Source organism: Anaeromyxobacter terrae (assembly GCF_022690685.1).
GTDB classification, from domain to species: Bacteria; Myxococcota; Myxococcia; order Myxococcales; family Anaeromyxobacteraceae; genus Anaeromyxobacter; species Anaeromyxobacter terrae.
The window spans coordinates 13,356-28,141 of the sequence record NZ_JALCYY010000032.1 but is presented as its reverse complement, the minus strand read 5'-3'; the positions used below and the strand labels follow the sequence as shown (position 1 = coordinate 28,141).

Here is a 14,786-nt window from a genome sequence, read left to right as displayed (position 1 = left end):
CCGCCGGCTCAGCGCCCCAGCCGCGCGGACTGCGCGGCGGCGATGCGCCGCTCGACCTCTGCCATCGCCATCATGAGACCGTCCGTGTACGGCCCGTTCGGCTGGACCTCTCCCACCCGCTTCCACAGCGCGCGGGCGCGCTCGAGCTGGCCGATGTTCCCCTCCGCCGTCTCCGCGAGCGCGAGGCCGAGGAAGTACATGGCGTCGGGCTGGTCCGGGATCCGCGCGAGCACCGCCTCGTGGTCCGCGATGGCCCCGGCCGCGTCGCCGGCGAGGAGCTTCGCGTTCGCGCGCTGGATGCGCGCCCCGACCGACGGCTCGAGCGCGGCGCGGTAGCAGTACGCGGCCCCCGCGACGTCCTTCCGCCGCGCCCGCCCCTGCGCCGCGCGCACGAGCGGCTCGAACCCGCGCGCCTGGGAGCGCGTGCACGCCTCCTTCACCGCGGGGCTGGGCTCCTTCGCACGCGCGGAGGGCGGCAGCGCGAGGTAGTCCTTCCAGGCCGGCTCGGCGACCGCGACCGCCTGATCGTACCAGCCGATCGCGTCCGCGTAGCGGCTCTCCTGGTAGTACAGGTTCCCGAGCGCGAGCAGGATCTCGAGCGACTTGGGCGCGGACGCGAGCTGCCCCTTCATCGCCTCGACCTGGGCGAGCAGCTCCGAGGAGGAGGGCAGCCCCTGCGGCTCGCGCCTCCCGGGCGCCGGCGCGGCAGGCGCGCCCGCCGCCGGGGCGCGCGCTCCGGGCGGGGGCGCGTCGGCGCGCTGGGCCGGAGCGCTCCCCAGCGGGCGCGGCGGATCGGCCGGCGCGGCGACGATGGTGCGCGGCTCGCGCTCGCAAGCGGCGAGGGCGACGGCGAGGGCGACGGGGAGGAGCGCGCGAGGGATCATCGGTCGGGGTCGGGGGTCGGCCGCCTGTTCACATCGGGTAGACACCCACCGGCACCACGTCGCCCGCCGGCGCGGCTGCGAGGAGCCGGGTGACGGTCTGGCCCGTGCCGGGGACGACCCGATCCGGGCAGAGCTCGGCGAGGGGTGCGAGCACGAAGCGCCGCGTGAGGAGCCCGGGGTGCGGCACGAGGAGCTCGGGCGTGCGGATCACCTGGTCGCCCAGGAGGAGCAGATCGAGATCGAGCGTGCGGGCGGTCCAGCGGGCGCCGGTGCGGCGCCGGCCGCAGGTTCGCTCGACCCGCTGGAGCGCCTCGAGGAGCGCCTGGGCGGGCAGCTCCGCCTCGAGCTCCAGCACCGCGTTGAGGTAGCGCGGCTGCGGCGGCCCGAGCGGCGCGGTATCGAACACGCGCGACCCGCGCAGCACCGCCACCCGCGGCTCGGCCCGGAGCGCCCGCGCCGCGTGCGCGAGGTGCCCCCAGCGGTCGCCGAGGTTCGTGCCGACGGCCACGTAGGCGCGCATGCGCCTGCCCTAACACGCCGCCGCGGGTCAGACCACGGGATTGCGGAGGACCCCGATCCCGGCGATGTCCACCTCGACCCAGTCCCCGCGGCGGATCGGCCCGACGCCCTCGGGGGTCCCGGTGGCGACGACGTCGCCGGGCAGGAGCGTCATCACCTGGGAGATGAACGCGAGCAGCGCGAACGGGTCGACCGTCATGTCGCGCGTCGAGCCGCGCTGGCGCTCGGCGCCGTTCACCCGGCAGACGACGGGGAGGTCGAGGGGGTCGAGCGACGTCTCGACGAACGGCCCGACCGGGCAGAAGGTGTCGAACCCCTTCGCGCGGGTGAACTGCTTCTCCTCGCGCTGGATGTCACGCGCGGTGACGTCGTTCAGGCAGCTGTATCCGAACACCGCCCCGCGCGCCTCGGCGGCAGTGGCGCGCGAGAGCGGCCGCGCGAGCACGACGGCGAGCTCCGCCTCGTGGTGCACCTCGCTCGACTGCTCCGGGCAGCGGATCGCCTCCTGCGGGCCGACGATCGACGTCGGCGGCTTGAGGAAGAGGAGCGGCTGCGCGGGGACCTCGTTGCCGAGCTCGCGCGCGTGGGCGCGGTAGTTCCGGCCGACGCAGACGATCTTGGACGGCTCGACCGGCGCGAGCAGCGTCACGTCGGCGAGCGGGATCGCCCGGCCCTCGGGGAGCCCGCCCGACCACGGCGCGGCGTTGAGCGGCCGGACCTCGCTGCCCTCGACGACGCCGTAGCGATCCTGTCCCCTGTGCCGGAAGCGGCAGGTCCTCACTTCGAGCTCCGCAGCCCGAGCACGTCCGCCATGTCGTAGAGGCCGGCCGGCCGCCCGGCGAGCCAGCGCGCCGCGCGCACCGCGCCCCGCGCGAACTGCTCGCGGCTCGTCGCCCGGTGGGTGAGCTCGAGCCGCTCGCCCTCGCCGCAGAAGAACACCGTGTGCTCGCCGACGACGTCGCCGCCGCGCAGGGTCTGGATGCCGATCTGCCAGGGCGGGCGCTCGCCGAGGATGCCGTGGCGCGTGTACGCGAGCGCGTCGGCGGGATCGCGCTCGAGCGCCTGGGCGGCGACCTCGCCGAGCGCGACCGCCGTCCCGGAGGGCGCGTCGCGCTTCCGCTTGTGGTGGATCTCCATGATCTCGACGTCGTACGCGTCGCCGAGCGCCCTCGCGGCCTGGCGCACGAGCTCGAAGAGCACGTTCACGCCCACGCTCATGTTGGGCGAGAGGACGATCGGGATCTTCCGCGCCGCCGCGGCGACGCGCGCCTTCGCCTCGGGCGTGAAGCCGGTCGAGCCGATGACGAGCGCGACGCCCTTCTCGGCGCAGACCTCGGCGTTGCGCGCCGACGCCTCGTGGCTCGTGAAGTCGATCACCACGTCCGCGCCGGCGAGCGCCTTCGCGAGGTCGTCGGCCACCGCGACGCCGAGCGGCGCGAGCCCGGCGAGGGTGCCGGCGTCCTGCCCCGCGTTCCCGGGCCGCTCCACCGCGCCGGCGAGCTTCAGCCCCTCGTCGCCGGCCACGAGGCGGACGATCTGAGTCCCCATCCGCCCGGCGACGCCGGTCACGACCACGTTCACCATTCCTGCTCCTCTCGCCCGCAAGGGCCCCGCCTCACGCGAGCTTCAGCCCGAACCGCGTCATCGCCTCGCGCACCCGGGCGAGGCTCGCCTCGGAGATGGGCGCGAGCGGGAGCCTGAGCTCGGGGCTCGACCGCCCGAGGAGCGCCACCCCCGCCTTCACCGGCCCCGGGCTCGTCTCGACGAACATCGCCCGGTTGAGCTCGGCCATCCGGACCTGCAGGTCGAGCGCGCGGGCGAGGTCGCCCGCCCGGGCCGCGACCACGAGGTCCTTCATCGCGCGCGGCGCGATGTTGGAGATGACCGAGATGACGCCGTGGCCGCCGCAGGCGATGAAGGGCAGCACGGTGAAGTCGTCCCCGGAGAGGTAGGCGATCGCGTCCTTGCCGATCCGCTCCACGAGCTGGACCTGCCGATCCATGCTCGCGGTCGCCTCCTTGATGCCGACGATGGCGCCGGCCTTCGCGAGGCGCGCCACGGTCTCGGGTCCCATGTCGACGGAGGTCCGGCTCGGCACGTTGTAGGCGATGACCGGGAACCGCGTCGCGTCCCAGATCGCCTGGTAGTGCCGGTACAGCCCCTCGGGCGTGGGCTTGTTGTAGTAGGGCGTGACGACGAGGGCGGCGTCCGCGCCGAGCGCCTTCGCGGCCTTCACCCCCTCGATCGCCTCGTGCGTAGCGTTCGAGCCGGCGCCGGCGATCACGAGGGCCCGGCCCCGGACGACCTCCACGACCGCGCGGATGACCTCGGCGCGCTCGGCGGGGGTGAGCGTCGCCCCCTCGCCGGTCGTGCCGCAGGGCACGATGCCATCCGTGCCCTCCGCGATCTGCCACTCGGTCAGCTCGCGCAGGGCGCGGAGGTCGACCGCGCCGTCCTTCATCGGGGTGACGATGGCCACCATCGAGCCTTCGAGACGCGGCATGCGGCTTTGACCTCGGCGAGGAGAGAGGAGGCGAAAAATGTATCCGATCCGGTCGGGGGCGGAAACGGGCGTGGTGGCGCCCGCGTCACGCGCCTGGGCGGCCGCTCATACCCGCTCGGGCGCGGGGGCCGGCTCCTCGCCGCGGACGAGGTCCGCGTAGGTCTCGCGGCGGCGCGCCAGGAACGCCTGATCGCCCTCGACGAGCACCTCGGCTGCCCGGGGGCGCGCGTTGTAGTTCGACGACATCGCGAACCCGTAGGCGCCGGCGGAGCGGACGGCGAGGAGGTCGCCCGGCACGGGCTCCGGCATGCGGCGCTTCCGGGCGAGGAAGTCGGACGACTCGCAGATGGGGCCCACCACGTCGGCCACGATCTCGCGCTCGCCCTCGCGCGGGCGGCCCACGGGCTCGATGTCGTGGTGCGCCTCGTAGAAGGCGGGGCGCACGAGGTCGTTCATGGCGGCGTCCACCACGACGAACGTCTTCCGGCCGCTCCGCTTCACGTGGAGCACGCGGGTGACGAGCACGCCGGCGTTGCCCACGAGCACCCGGCCGGGCTCGAGCAGCACCTCGCCCTTCCAGGGGGCGAGCGCCTTGCGGATGGCGGCGCCGTACTCGTCGGGGTGAGGCGGCTCCTCGTCCTTGTAGCGGATGCCGAGCCCGCCCCCGACGTCGAGGTGCGCCAGCGGTATCCCCTGCTTCTCGAGCTCGCGCGCGAGCGCGAGGACGCGATCGATCGCGTCGAGGAACGGCTTCACGCTCGTGATCTGCGAGCCGATATGGGAGGCCACCCCGACGACGTGGAGCGCGTCGTCCTTCGCGGCGAGCGGGTAGAGCCGCCGCGCCTCCTCGACCGAGACGCCGAACTTGTTCTCGCGGAGGCCGGTCGAGATGTACGGATGGGTCTTCGGATCGACGTCCGGGTTCACGCGCAGCGCGATGGGCGCGCGGACGCCCATGCGGCGCGCGACGATCGAGATCCGCGCGAGCTCGCCCGCGCTCTCCACGTTGAGCACGCGCACGCCCGACTCCAGCGCGAACGCGATCTCGTCGTCGCGCTTGCCCACGCCGCTGAAGACCACCTTGCGCGGGTCGCCGCCCGCCTTGAGGACCCGGTACAGCTCACCGGCAGACACGATGTCGAACCCGGAGCCGAGCTTCGCGAAGCGCGCGAGGAGCGCGAGGTTCGCGTTCGCCTTCACCGCGTAGCAGACGACGTGGCGGATCCCGGCGAGCGAGCGGTTGAGCACCTTCCAGTGCCGCGTCAGCGTCGCGGTCGAGTAGACGTACAGCGGCGTGCCGTAGCGCTCGGCGAGCCGCTCGAGCGGGATCGCCTCCGCGTGCAGGACGCCCTTCTTGCGCTGGAAGTGGTTCATGGGCAGGGCTGCTGGGCGGGGGCGCCCGAGGTCGAGGTCGAGGTCGAGGTCGAGGTCGAGGGCGAGGGCGGGGTCGGGGTCGAGGTCGGGACGGTCTCGTCCCGCTCCACCCCCGGCGGCCGCGGCGGAGCCTTCACGCCGCAGGCGGCCAGGAGGGCGGTGGCGGCGAGCGCGACGAGGCGGCTCACCGCGACTCCTTCGCGAGCGCCTTCTCCCAGCGCGCGAGCTGGCGCGCCACCTGCTTCGGCCCCGGAGCGCCGGGGAGCTCGCGGCGGGCGAGGCTCTTTCGCGCGTCGAAGCAGCGAAGCACGTCCTTCTGGAACGCGGGGTGGAAGCGGCTCCACTCCTCCGCGGTGAGCTTCGCGAGCGGACGGCCCGCGGCGGAGGAGAACGCGGCCGCCTTGCCGACCGCCTCGTGCGCTTCGCGGAACGGCACGCCGCGCTCGACGAGGTACTCGGCCGCGTCGGTCGCGAGCGCCTCGCCGGAGCCGAGCGCCTCCTCCATCCGATCGGCGTGGAAGGTGGCGGTCTCGATCGCGCCGGCGACCGCGTCGGCGGTGAGGACGAGGGCGTCGGGGCCGCCGATGAGGGGCCGCTTGTCCTCCTGCATGTCCCGGTTGTACGAGAGCGGCAGGCTCTTCACGATCGCGAGCAGCGCGACGAGGTCGCCGATCGCCCGCCCGGCGCGGCCGCGCGCGAGCTCGCCCACGTCGGGGTTCTTCTTCTGCGGCATGAGCGACGAGCCGGTCGCGAAGGCGTCGGCGAGCGACATGAAGCCGAACTCCTTCGTCGTCCAGAGCACGATCTCCTCGCCGACGCGGGAGAGGTGCACCGCCGCGAGGGCGCACGCGAAGAGGAGCTCGATCGCGCTGTCGCGGTCCGACACGGCGTCGAGCGAGTTCTGCGTCACGCCGGCGAGGCCGAGCGCCCGCGCGGTGGCCTCGCGATCGATCGGCAGCGTCGTCCCGGCGAGCGCGCCCGAGCCGAGCGGCGACACGGCCGCGCGCCGCCGGACGTCGGCGAGCCGATCGCGATCGCGCGCGAACGCCTCCACGTGGGCGAGGAGGTGGTGCGCGAGCGAGACGGGCTGGGCGCGCTGCAGGTGCGTGTAGCCGGGGAGGATGGTGCGCTCGTGCTCGCGCCCGCGAGCGACGAGCGCGCGCTGGAGGCGCCCGAGCGCGGCGTCGCAGCGGTCGCAGGCGGCCACGATGAAGAGCCGCTCGTCGAGCGCGACCTGGTCGTTCCGGCTGCGGCCGGCGTGGAGGTAGCCCGCGTCCGCGCCGACGAGCTCGCCGAGCCGCCGCTCGACGTGGGTGTGCACGTCCTCGAGGGCCGGGTCGAGGCGGATCTTGCCGGCGGCGAACTCCGCGCGGACCTGGTCGAGGGCGGCCACGATGCGGCGCGCCGCCGCCTTCGGGACGATCCCCTGCTCGGCGAGCATGGTCACGTGGGCCTGGCTCCCGCGGATGTCCTCGGCGTAGAGCGCGCCGTCGTCCTGGATCGAGACGGAGAGCGCGACGAGGCGCGGATCGGCCTCGCCCGCGAGCGCGGCGCGGGACACGGGCTTCGACTTCGTCTTGGGGCTCATCGGGGCCGGCGACGCTAGCACACCCGAACTCCCCCCGGAATCCCTGCGGTTTCCCCTGGCTCACACCGGCGAGCGCGGCGAGCATCGCGCCCGGAATCCCGAACCCGAGCCAAAGAGGAGGAGCCCCTGCGATGGCGAGCGAGATGATCGTGACCTTCCCCGGCAACAAGAAGGTCGACACCCAGATCGGCAAGCACGTGATCCGCACCGATCAGCCCGTGTCGAGCGGCGGCGAGGACAGCGCGCCCGCGCCGTTCGGGCTGTTCCTCGCGGCGATCGGCACCTGCGCGGGGATCTACGTCGCCGGCTTCTGCCAGAAGCGCGAGCTGCCGACCGACGGCATCCGGATCCGGCAGCGGAACCACTTCGACGAGGAGACCGGCGTCCTCGCGCGGGTGGAGCTCGACATCGAGGTCCCGCCGAGCTTCCCGGAGAAGTACCGCGAGGCGCTCGTCCGGGTCGCCGACCAGTGCGCCGTGAAGAAGGCGATCCAGGCCCAGCCGCGCTTCGAGGTGCGGACGGTCGTCGCGGGCTAGCGCGCACCGCGAGGCTTTGGCTACCGGCGAACGACGCGAGCCCGCCGGGGCGCCGCCGCGTTCGCGGCGAAGCCGCCACGCGGGGGCGCACGGGACCCGGCCGGCGGGGCGGGGCGTCACCCGAATGCGCGCATGGGCGCGCGGAGCTCTGCTCGGCGGGGCGGGGGCGCAGCCCCCGTCAGAACCTGTCTAGACGACAGCGCGATTCGCGACACCGTAGGTGGTCGCGAATCGCGAACTGTCGTTTAGAACTTCGCCACGAGGCCGAACGCGAGCAGGTGGGCGCGGGAGAGGCCGCCCGGGCCGAACGCGTCGAAGGGCTGCAGGAGGCCGTACTGGGCGTAGGCCTGGAAGCCGGCGCCGGAGGTGTACGTGACGATGGCGTCGCCCTCGAGCCCGAGCGGGTGAGAGCCCTTGCCGGGGCCCGTCGAGCTGGGGGTCGACTCCGCGGAGATCGCCTGGGAGTAGACGAGCTGGGTGTCGAGCGAGAGGCCGGGGAAGATGTCCCAGCGCAGCTTCGGCTTCACGTACCACGCGTCCGTCACCTGGCCGAGGAGCCGGCTGAACAGGATGAGGTCGACCTTGTACGCGGGGTTGAACCGGAAGTTGCGGATGCTCCGGTCGGTGGTGCCGTTGAACTGCGGGCCCTCCAGCGAGCCGTAGGCGGGGAGCGAGCCGTCGATGGCGAAGCGGCTGGGGATGTTGCCGAAGCCGGGCGCGTCGTCGCCGCTCGCCACGCCGAGCTCGCCGCCGACGGTGACCTTGTTCGGGATCGCCTTGTACTCGGTGACGAGGCTGCCGCCCCACTGGCGGAGGTCCACGCGCGAGATGGGCTTCACGGTGAGCGTCGGGTCGGTGTCGGAGGCCGGCCCGACCGTGAACGCCTGGCCGATGTGGCCGTAGACGCCCGCCGCCTCGGCCTCGATGCGCCAGCGCTGCGTGAGCACGCGCACCCACAGGTCGAGGACGTGGCCGTAGCTGCGCCGCCGGCCGACGGCGACCGTCGGGTCGAGCTCCGCGCCGAAGCCATCCTGGGCCCAGACCGGGATCGAGTCCCGCTGCGTCCGGTAGTTGTAGTAGGCGCCGAAGTTGAACGAGGACTCGTTCCGGTCGAGCTTGCGCCGGATCTCGTCGTCGGTGTCGACGCGCGCCGCCTTCAGGGCGAACGTGCGGGCGTCGTCGGAGGAGTCGGCGTCGAACGGCTGGCCGATGCCGGCGCCGAAGCGCGGATCCGGGCGGAGCGCGCCCTCGGCGTCGAAGTCGAGGATGGGCACGAGCGTGAGCGCGCCGATCGGCGTCTGCACGGGCGGCAGCGCGAACTGGAGCCGGTCGACGGTGTCGCCGTAGTCCTCGTCGACGCCGCCGCCGGCGTTCGTGAGGAGGCCGAGCCCCCACTCCGACGGCATGCGGCCGAAGCTGAGCAGGCCCACCGGCGTCTGCACCTCACCCCACACCCGCTTCGGCAGGATCGGGGCGCGATCGGCGGTCGGGTCGTTCGGGTAGAGCTGGCGGGTGCTGCCGTAGAACTGCGCCGGGTACGGGCTGTACGGGTCGTCGAAGAGCTTGCTCGTCGACGAGCCGAGCACGTAGTTGTCGAGGATGTCGATCTGCGCCCGGACGCGGACGAGCTCGGAGACGTTCAGCGTCGGCTCGAGCCGGAGCCGCATGTTCGCGGTCGCGAGCGTCCCGCGGGTGGGCCTCCGCCCCGTGGCCGGGTCGGGGTTGTTGAGGAGCGGGACCGGGTAGAGGTAGTGGCCCGAGGCGTCCGCGGCGCGGCCGAGGCCGAGATCGTCGGTGAGCTGCCCGCGCACGCGGTAGTAGCCATCGAGCTCGAAGAACTCGAGCTTCGGCCCCTCCGCGACCGTGCCCATGAACTCCGCCGCCGACTGGGCGCCCTGGATCTCGGCGCGGACCTCGTCGCGGAGGTCCTCCTTCATCCGCTCGACCTCGCGCTGGATGGCGGCCTTCGTCTCCGGCGGAAGGTCCGTCGCGGGCTTGGCGGCGGCCTTCGTCTCGTCCGTCGCGGGCTTGGCGGCGCCCTTCGTCTCCTCCGGCTTCTTTTCGTCCTGCGCGCGCGCCGCGCCGGCGAGGAGGAGGAGTGCCGCGAGGGCGGCGAGCAGACGGGACATGCAGGTGACCCCTTGAAAGGAGGGCAGGATGAAACGCGGTGATACAACACGCGTTCCCGCGGTCGGTCAACCCCGATGACGGAGCGCGGCGCCGGGCGCCGTGGGGATGCGCCGTGCAGCCTCCGGACCCGAGGCGCAGGAGCCCGGAGCCGAGGCGGGCACCCGCAGCGAGGCGCGCCGGGGCGTACTCGCTGCCGTACGCCGAAAGGCGCAAGGAGCGAGGACGCCCGCCGCAGGCCGGGATCGTGCGCCGATCAGCGGTGCTCGCCGCCGCCGCCCTGCTTCAACTCGACCAGCACGCCCCGGCTGCCCTTCGGGTGGACGAACGCGACCTTCGAGCCGCCGGCGCCGGGCCGCGGCTTCTCGTCCAGCAGGGGCGCGCCCTGCGCGCGGAGCGCCGCCATCGCCTGCTCGATGTCCGGCACCTCGAGGCACACGTGGTGCAAGCCCTCCCCGCGCTTCTCGATCGCCTTCGCCATGGGGCTGTTCGGGCCGGAGGGCGAGACGAGCTCGATGCGCCCCGCGCCATGGCCGAAGATCGCGACCCGCACCTGCTCGGTCGGGACCTCCTCCACCTCCGCGAGCTCGAGGCCGTAGACGTCACGGTACAGCCGGATCGCGGCGTCGAGGTCGGCGACGAGGATGGCGACGTGATCGAGCCCGTTCATGAGGCCTCCGTCCCTTCGGGCCTCGCGGCGCCAGGGGTTCGCGGCGCGGCGCCCGGGATGAGCGGCCTTCCGCGCGAGGGAGGAGGGATGATAGCGCATGGCGCTCCCCGCCCGGGCGTGGGCGGGCGAGCGGCGTCACTTCCCGGGCTTCACCTCGACTCCGAGGACCTTCAGCGCGCCGAGCAGCCCGACCGTGTCGACCTGGGTCCCTACCCCGAGCGCGACGTGCGTCGCGTCGGCGACCGGCTGGCCGAAGGTGGGATCCATCGCGATCCACTCGCCCGCGCTCCGCACCTCGACCCAGGCGTGCCAGTAGAGCGCGTCCTGCCCGTCCTCGTAGCGCGCATAGACGAGCCCGTGCACCGCGCGCGCGGGGATCCCGAGCGCGCGCGCGAGCGCGACCATGAGCACGCTGTGCTCGGTGCAGTCGCCGCGGCCGGCGGCGAGCACGTCGCTCGCGCGGTCGTGACTCGCGCCGTACGCCTTCTCGAGCCGGCGGTACACGTCGTCCGCGAGGAGCTGGGCCGCCGCGTACGCCCCGGGCGCGTTGCCCGCGAGCTTCTTCGCCAGCGCCGCGATCGCCGGCTCGTCGGAGTCGGCCTGCGGCGACGGCGCGAGGTCGTCGGCGCTCGCGCCCTGGGCAGCCCGGGCGAGCGGGGTGTCCTTCCTCGGGTCGGCGGCGAGCGGCTGGCGCACCGACACCGTGAGCAGCGTCTCGCCAGCGCGGTCGCGCCCGAAGCGCTGGCGCGCGTCGCCCTTCTGGAACGAGGGCGGCAGCCCGGCGACCCGGTAGACGATCGTCGCCGGGACGGCGCGCGACAGCGGGCGCGGGAGCGGGACGCGCGCGAGCGCGAAGAGATCCACCTGGTCGAGGCTGCGAGCGGTCTGCTCCGCCTCGGGCCGGGCCACGATCGCCTCGCCCAGCCGGATCTCCACCACGCGCCCGTCGTCCGCGACGCGGTACTCCGCCGCGAGCCGGTCGCCCGCCTCGGACTCCGCGACGACCGACACCTCTTCCTGGACGCCGCCGCCCGCGATGGTCTCCCGCCGGAGGAAGACGTCCTGCATGTCCTTCACGCGCAGCTTCTCGAGGTCGAGCTGCTTGCCGCGCACGGTCCCACGCCGCGCCGCCGCGAGCCTCACTCCGTCCGCGAGCTCGGCCGTCTCGGTGACCCCCTCGACGGTGCGCTCCTGCCGGCCGGCCGGGGTCTCCTCGACGAGCTTGCACACCGCGCGCGCGCAGGTCCCGGACACCATACGATCGCCGCCGTCGCCCGCCCACACCGCGCGGACCGCCACGAGCGGCCCCTGGTGCCGCGCCTCGTAGACGCGCTCCTCCTCCTGCCGGCGCTCGACCGTCTTGCCGCCGACGTTCGCGCGCACGAGCGTCTCGCTGCGGCCGACGAGGACGTCCTTGCCGTCGCGCAGCTCGCGCGAGAGGTGGACCTTCGTGAAGCCGGCCTTCTTGCCGACGAGGTACAGGCCGAACCACTCCGGGCCGGGCGGCCGCGGGACGCTGAGCGCGTCCGGCAGCGCCGCGGCGCCGGCCGCGAGCTCGCCCCGGGGCGGGCGCGGCGGCTTCGCCGCGGCGGCCCGCTGCTCGGGGCAGCCTGCGAGGGCGAGCACGACGGCGCCGGCGGCGAGGAGGTGCGATCTCATGGCTTCCTTCCTTCGGAGAGGCGTTCTACCAGAAAGCCGCCCCGCAACCCGGGCTGCGCGCGAGCGGCGGCTCGCGCCTCCGGCAGAGGCGAGGATCTAAACGAGAGTGCGGGATTCGGAAACAGCGCGGCGAAGCCGCGCCCGCGGGACGGCGCGTGAGCCCCGAGCCATGCGAGGGGCGAAGCGCGCCCGGGCCCCGCGTAGGGTGGGGCCCCGACGAGCTCTGCTCGGCGGGGCGGGGGCGCAGCCCCCGTTCGATCATGCACCCGGGAGCACCGTTTCCGCGCGGGGCACCCAGCGCGTGACCAGGCGCGCGAGCTCCTTCTCGTCCTCCTCGCGCACGATCGCGTGGGCGTACGCGCCTTCCTGCGCCGCGGGCGCGAGGCGCGAGAGGATCGCGCTGCCGTAGCGGGCCTCGGCGAGGAACTGCACCTCGACGGCGGCGAGGCGCCGGCCGCTGAACACCTCTCGCGGCACGACCTCCTGCGCCCAGGTCGGATAGCTCGTGTTCGTCACGTGCATGTTCACGTCGATGTCGCCGTAGCGCACGTGGAAGCGCTTCTGATGCTCCCACGCGCGGAGCTCGGGGAACTTGCCGGGCTCGAGGGCGAGCACCGGCGGCGACGGCTCGCGCGGAAAGCGCGCGTCGAGCACGTCGGCGGGCCGCACCGGCCGCCGCGTCGCGAGGTCGATCACGAACCACTGGGTGGTCGCGCGCGCCACCTCCGTCCCGTCCGCGCGGCGCACGACGAAGTCGCGCAGCGCGGCGAGCCGGTCGATGCCCGCCGGCCAGGTCTCGACCTCGAGGCGGTCGCCGAGGACGATGGGGACCGGGTTCTCGATGCGCTGGCGCGCGAGCACCCAGGTGAGCCCGCGGGGCATGAGCACGTCGAGGCCGACCCCGAGCGACGCCGCGTGCTGTCCGGCGACCTCCTGCAGGTAGCCGGAGAGCGCGGGGATCGCGATCGTCCCGAACGCGTCCACCTCGTAGGTGTGGACGCCGAACTTCTGGCGGTGGGTCTCCATGGCGCTACAGGCTAGCCCCGAACCGGACCGAGGCGAGGATCGCGTCGATGCGGCCGGCGTCCTGCGGCTCCGGATCCGCCTTCGAGACCTGCACGTTCACGCACACGCCCTCCCGCCACAGGAAGAGGTGCTCGTGCTCCTGGCGGATCGTCCGCCCGCGCAGCTCGTCGAGCACGTAGGCGGCGCGCGCGCCCCCGTTTGCGTCGGAGAGCTGGAGCTCCTTCATGTCGGGCGCGCTCTTGCGGATCCGCTCGAGGATGCGCTCGCGGCAGGCCCGGGCGTCGGCGGCCCCGTGCGCGTCGCGGAGGGTCACCGACGCGACGAGGCCGTTCCCCGGGTGCCGCCCGAGCACGAGCACGCCCTCGCCGTCCTCGGCGGGCCGCGGCTGGAACATCTCGAAGCCGGGGAGGTCCACGAGGACCGTGAACGCGCGGCCCGGGTAGGCGACCGAGAGCGGCTCGGTCTCGGCGTCCGGATCGGGCGTGAAGCGCATCGCGCCGTCCTTCGGGGCGGCGGCGGTCCCGCCGGCGGCCGGCGGGACGTGCCGGGCCCCGCGGACGACGTCGAGCACCGCCTCGCGCTGCGGGCCGGAGGCGTTGTCGAGCAGGGTGAAGGCGAGGATCATGTCGCCGACCGCGGCGGCGCCCTGCAGGAGGTGGCGCCACTCGCCCTCCGCGGGCTTCCGGGCGGCGAGCGCCTTGTCGGTCGCCGCGAACCAGTAGCCGTGCACCCCCCGCTCGCCGCGCAGCTCGTGCAGCGCGATCTCCTGCTCGACGCTCGTCGCGAGCGCCTTGCGCCGGGCGAGCTCCGCGAGCAGCTGGGCGGTGTCTCCCTGCGCGTCGCCGCCGGTCGCGTCGGAGCTCGCCGGGGCCTCCCCGGAGGGCGACGCGGGGTTCCAGAAGGGCGTGAGCAGCACCATGAACCCGCCGCCGGCCTTCGCGTCGCGCGGCTCGAGCCGGACGGTGAGCGGCATGGGCTCCTCGCCCTCCGCCGAGCTCGCCCTCCAGCCGGCGGGCACCGCGATCTCGAGCTCGCCGTGGCCCGGCACCTCGAAGCGCTGGCGGGGAGGAGCGGGCGCCGCGCCGCCGCGCCGGCCGGCGCAGGCGCCGAGCGCGAGCGCCGCCGCGAGACCGAGGAGGAGCGTGGCGCGTCCGGGCGCCCGGCGGCGAGTCGTTCTCAATTCATCCCCTCCTGCCGCCCTTCTAGCGCTTCCCGGTTCCCCGCGCGAGCGACGCCCCGGGGAGCCCCGCGCGGCCCGCGGCGAGGCTCGCGCGCGCGGCCCGCGTGGGCCATCATGCGCCGGTGAAGCGGACCGCCGCCGCCGCGCTGCGAAACCGCGAGGCGATCGCCTCGGCGCTCCGGCGTGTCCTGCCGCCGCGCGGCCTGGTGCTCGAGCTCGGCAGCGGCACGGGCGAGCACGCGGTGTACCTGGCTCGGGCGTTCCCCTCCCTCGAGTGGCAGCCATCCGATCCGGACCTCGAGGCGCGCGCCAGCATCCGCGCCTGGTCGGCGGAGGCGGGCCTCGCGAACCTCCTCGGGCCGCTCAACCTCGACGTCAGGCTCCCGCTCTGGCAAGCGCGGGCCGCCGACGCGGTGCTCTGCGTGAACGTGCTGCACGTCGCCCCGCCGGACTGCGCAGAGGCGCTCGTTCGCGGCGCGGCGCGCGTCCTGCCACCGGGCGGGCCGCTCGCGGTGTACGGCCCGTTCCGGCGGCGCGGGGAGCCGCTCGCCGGCCGGCTGGCGCGGCTCGACGTGCAGCTCCGCGCGCACGACCCGGCGCTCGGCGTGCGCGAGCTCGAGACGCTCGAGGAGCTCGCCGCGCCGCACGTCCTCGCGCTCGCCGAGGTGGTGGCCATGCCGGAGGAGGGCGATCTCCTCGTCGTGTGGCGCCGCGGGTGAC

The 14,786-nt window shown here is 74.6% G+C and carries 15 protein-coding genes; 2 read left to right on the top strand and 13 right to left on the bottom strand.

What is annotated here, in order from left to right; genetic code table 11:
• Nucleotides 1-8 precede the first annotated feature (8 nt).
• From MNY62_RS15140 to argH, 8 genes are all read right to left on the bottom strand, one after another.
• Nucleotides 9-884 (bottom strand): tetratricopeptide repeat protein, encoded by an 876-nt coding sequence (locus MNY62_RS15140; RefSeq protein ID WP_242345017.1) that lies wholly within the window; start codon nt 882-884, stop codon nt 9-11.
• Between the two features lie 28 nt (nt 885-912).
• Nucleotides 913-1,404: a 2-amino-4-hydroxy-6-hydroxymethyldihydropteridine diphosphokinase gene (gene folK / locus MNY62_RS15135; RefSeq protein ID WP_242345016.1), complete on the bottom strand. Its 492-nt coding sequence runs from the start codon at nt 1,402-1,404 to the stop codon at nt 913-915.
• A gap of 27 nt (nt 1,405-1,431) precedes the next feature.
• A complete protein-coding gene (locus tag MNY62_RS15130; protein ID WP_242345015.1) occupies nt 1,432-2,184 on the bottom strand; it encodes a fumarylacetoacetate hydrolase family protein in 753 nt (250 codons plus the stop codon).
• Nucleotides 2,181-2,987, bottom strand: a complete 807-nt coding sequence (gene dapB, locus MNY62_RS15125; protein WP_242345014.1) for a 4-hydroxy-tetrahydrodipicolinate reductase — start codon at nt 2,985-2,987, stop codon at nt 2,181-2,183. The genes MNY62_RS15130 and dapB overlap by 4 nt, the downstream gene beginning before the upstream one ends.
• Before the next feature lie 31 nt (nt 2,988-3,018).
• A complete protein-coding gene (dapA, locus tag MNY62_RS15120) occupies nt 3,019-3,906 on the bottom strand; it encodes a 4-hydroxy-tetrahydrodipicolinate synthase (RefSeq protein WP_242345013.1) in 888 nt (295 codons plus the stop codon).
• A 105-nt stretch (nt 3,907-4,011) separates the two neighbouring features.
• Nucleotides 4,012-5,280 carry a diaminopimelate decarboxylase gene (gene lysA, locus MNY62_RS15115; RefSeq protein WP_242345012.1) on the bottom strand — a complete coding sequence of 423 codons (1,269 nt, stop codon included), beginning with the start codon at nt 5,278-5,280 and terminating at the stop codon, nt 4,012-4,014.
• A complete protein-coding gene (locus tag MNY62_RS15110) occupies nt 5,277-5,468 on the bottom strand; it encodes a lipoprotein (protein WP_242345011.1) in 192 nt (63 codons plus the stop codon). The genes lysA and MNY62_RS15110 overlap by 4 nt, the downstream gene beginning before the upstream one ends.
• Entirely contained in the window at nt 5,465-6,868 is a 1,404-nt protein-coding gene (gene argH / locus MNY62_RS15105; protein WP_242345010.1) for an argininosuccinate lyase, read from the bottom strand. Before argH ends, MNY62_RS15110 begins: the two co-directional genes overlap by 4 nt.
• Nucleotides 6,869-6,999: 131 nt before the next feature.
• Here argH and MNY62_RS15100 point away from each other — a divergent pair, with 131 nt between their 5' ends.
• The gene (locus tag MNY62_RS15100) at nt 7,000-7,404 is read left to right on the top strand and encodes an OsmC family protein (protein ID WP_242345009.1); all 405 of its coding nucleotides are present in this window, start codon (nt 7,000-7,002) and stop codon (nt 7,402-7,404) included.
• 245 nt (nt 7,405-7,649) lie between these two features.
• Here the strand turns inward: MNY62_RS15100 and MNY62_RS15095 are convergent, their stop codons facing one another.
• From MNY62_RS15095 to MNY62_RS15075, 5 genes are all read right to left on the bottom strand, one after another.
• Nucleotides 7,650-9,533: a TIGR04551 family protein gene (locus MNY62_RS15095; RefSeq protein ID WP_242345008.1), complete on the bottom strand. Its 1,884-nt coding sequence runs from the start codon at nt 9,531-9,533 to the stop codon at nt 7,650-7,652.
• A gap of 254 nt (nt 9,534-9,787) precedes the next feature.
• Complete coding sequence (gene mce, locus MNY62_RS15090) at nt 9,788-10,201, bottom strand: methylmalonyl-CoA epimerase (RefSeq protein WP_242345007.1); 414 nt, start codon at nt 10,199-10,201, stop codon at nt 9,788-9,790.
• 135 nt (nt 10,202-10,336) lie between these two features.
• A complete protein-coding gene (locus tag MNY62_RS15085; RefSeq protein WP_242345006.1) occupies nt 10,337-11,860 on the bottom strand; it encodes a transglutaminase-like domain-containing protein in 1,524 nt (507 codons plus the stop codon).
• 258 nt (nt 11,861-12,118) lie between these two features.
• Entirely contained in the window at nt 12,119-12,886 is a 768-nt protein-coding gene (locus tag MNY62_RS15080; RefSeq protein WP_242345005.1) for an acyl-[acyl-carrier-protein] thioesterase, read from the bottom strand.
• A 4-nt stretch (nt 12,887-12,890) separates the two neighbouring features.
• Nucleotides 12,891-14,066, bottom strand: a complete 1,176-nt coding sequence (locus MNY62_RS15075; protein ID WP_242345004.1) for a hypothetical protein — start codon at nt 14,064-14,066, stop codon at nt 12,891-12,893.
• A gap of 122 nt (nt 14,067-14,188) precedes the next feature.
• Here MNY62_RS15075 and MNY62_RS15070 point away from each other — a divergent pair, with 122 nt between their 5' ends.
• On the top strand, nt 14,189-14,785 hold the full coding sequence (locus MNY62_RS15070; protein WP_242345003.1) for a DUF938 domain-containing protein: 597 nt from the start codon (nt 14,189-14,191) through the stop codon (nt 14,783-14,785).
• The last annotated feature ends 1 nt before the right edge of the window (nt 14,786 follow it).

Bases quoted from the DNA above. Each gene is read 5' to 3' on its own strand.
- dapA (WP_242345013.1), bottom strand. From the start codon at position 3,906: ATGCCGCGTCTCGAAGGCTCGATGGTGGCCATCGTCACCCCGATGAAG.
- folK (WP_242345016.1), bottom strand. From the start codon at position 1,404: ATGCGCGCCTACGTGGCCGTCGGCACGAACCTCGGCGACCGCTGGGGG.
- MNY62_RS15080 (WP_242345005.1), bottom strand. From the start codon at position 12,886: ATGGAGACCCACCGCCAGAAGTTCGGCGTCCACACCTACGAGGTGGAC.
- MNY62_RS15095 (WP_242345008.1), bottom strand. From the start codon at position 9,533: ATGTCCCGTCTGCTCGCCGCCCTCGCGGCACTCCTCCTCCTCGCCGGC.
- MNY62_RS15100 (WP_242345009.1), top strand. From the start codon at position 7,000: ATGGCGAGCGAGATGATCGTGACCTTCCCCGGCAACAAGAAGGTCGAC.
- MNY62_RS15140 (WP_242345017.1), bottom strand. From the start codon at position 884: ATGATCCCTCGCGCGCTCCTCCCCGTCGCCCTCGCCGTCGCCCTCGCC.
- lysA (WP_242345012.1), bottom strand. From the start codon at position 5,280: ATGAACCACTTCCAGCGCAAGAAGGGCGTCCTGCACGCGGAGGCGATC.
- mce (WP_242345007.1), bottom strand. From the start codon at position 10,201: ATGAACGGGCTCGATCACGTCGCCATCCTCGTCGCCGACCTCGACGCC.
- argH (WP_242345010.1), bottom strand. From the start codon at position 6,868: ATGAGCCCCAAGACGAAGTCGAAGCCCGTGTCCCGCGCCGCGCTCGCG.
- MNY62_RS15085 (WP_242345006.1), bottom strand. From the start codon at position 11,860: ATGAGATCGCACCTCCTCGCCGCCGGCGCCGTCGTGCTCGCCCTCGCA.
- dapB (WP_242345014.1), bottom strand. From the start codon at position 2,987: ATGGTGAACGTGGTCGTGACCGGCGTCGCCGGGCGGATGGGGACTCAG.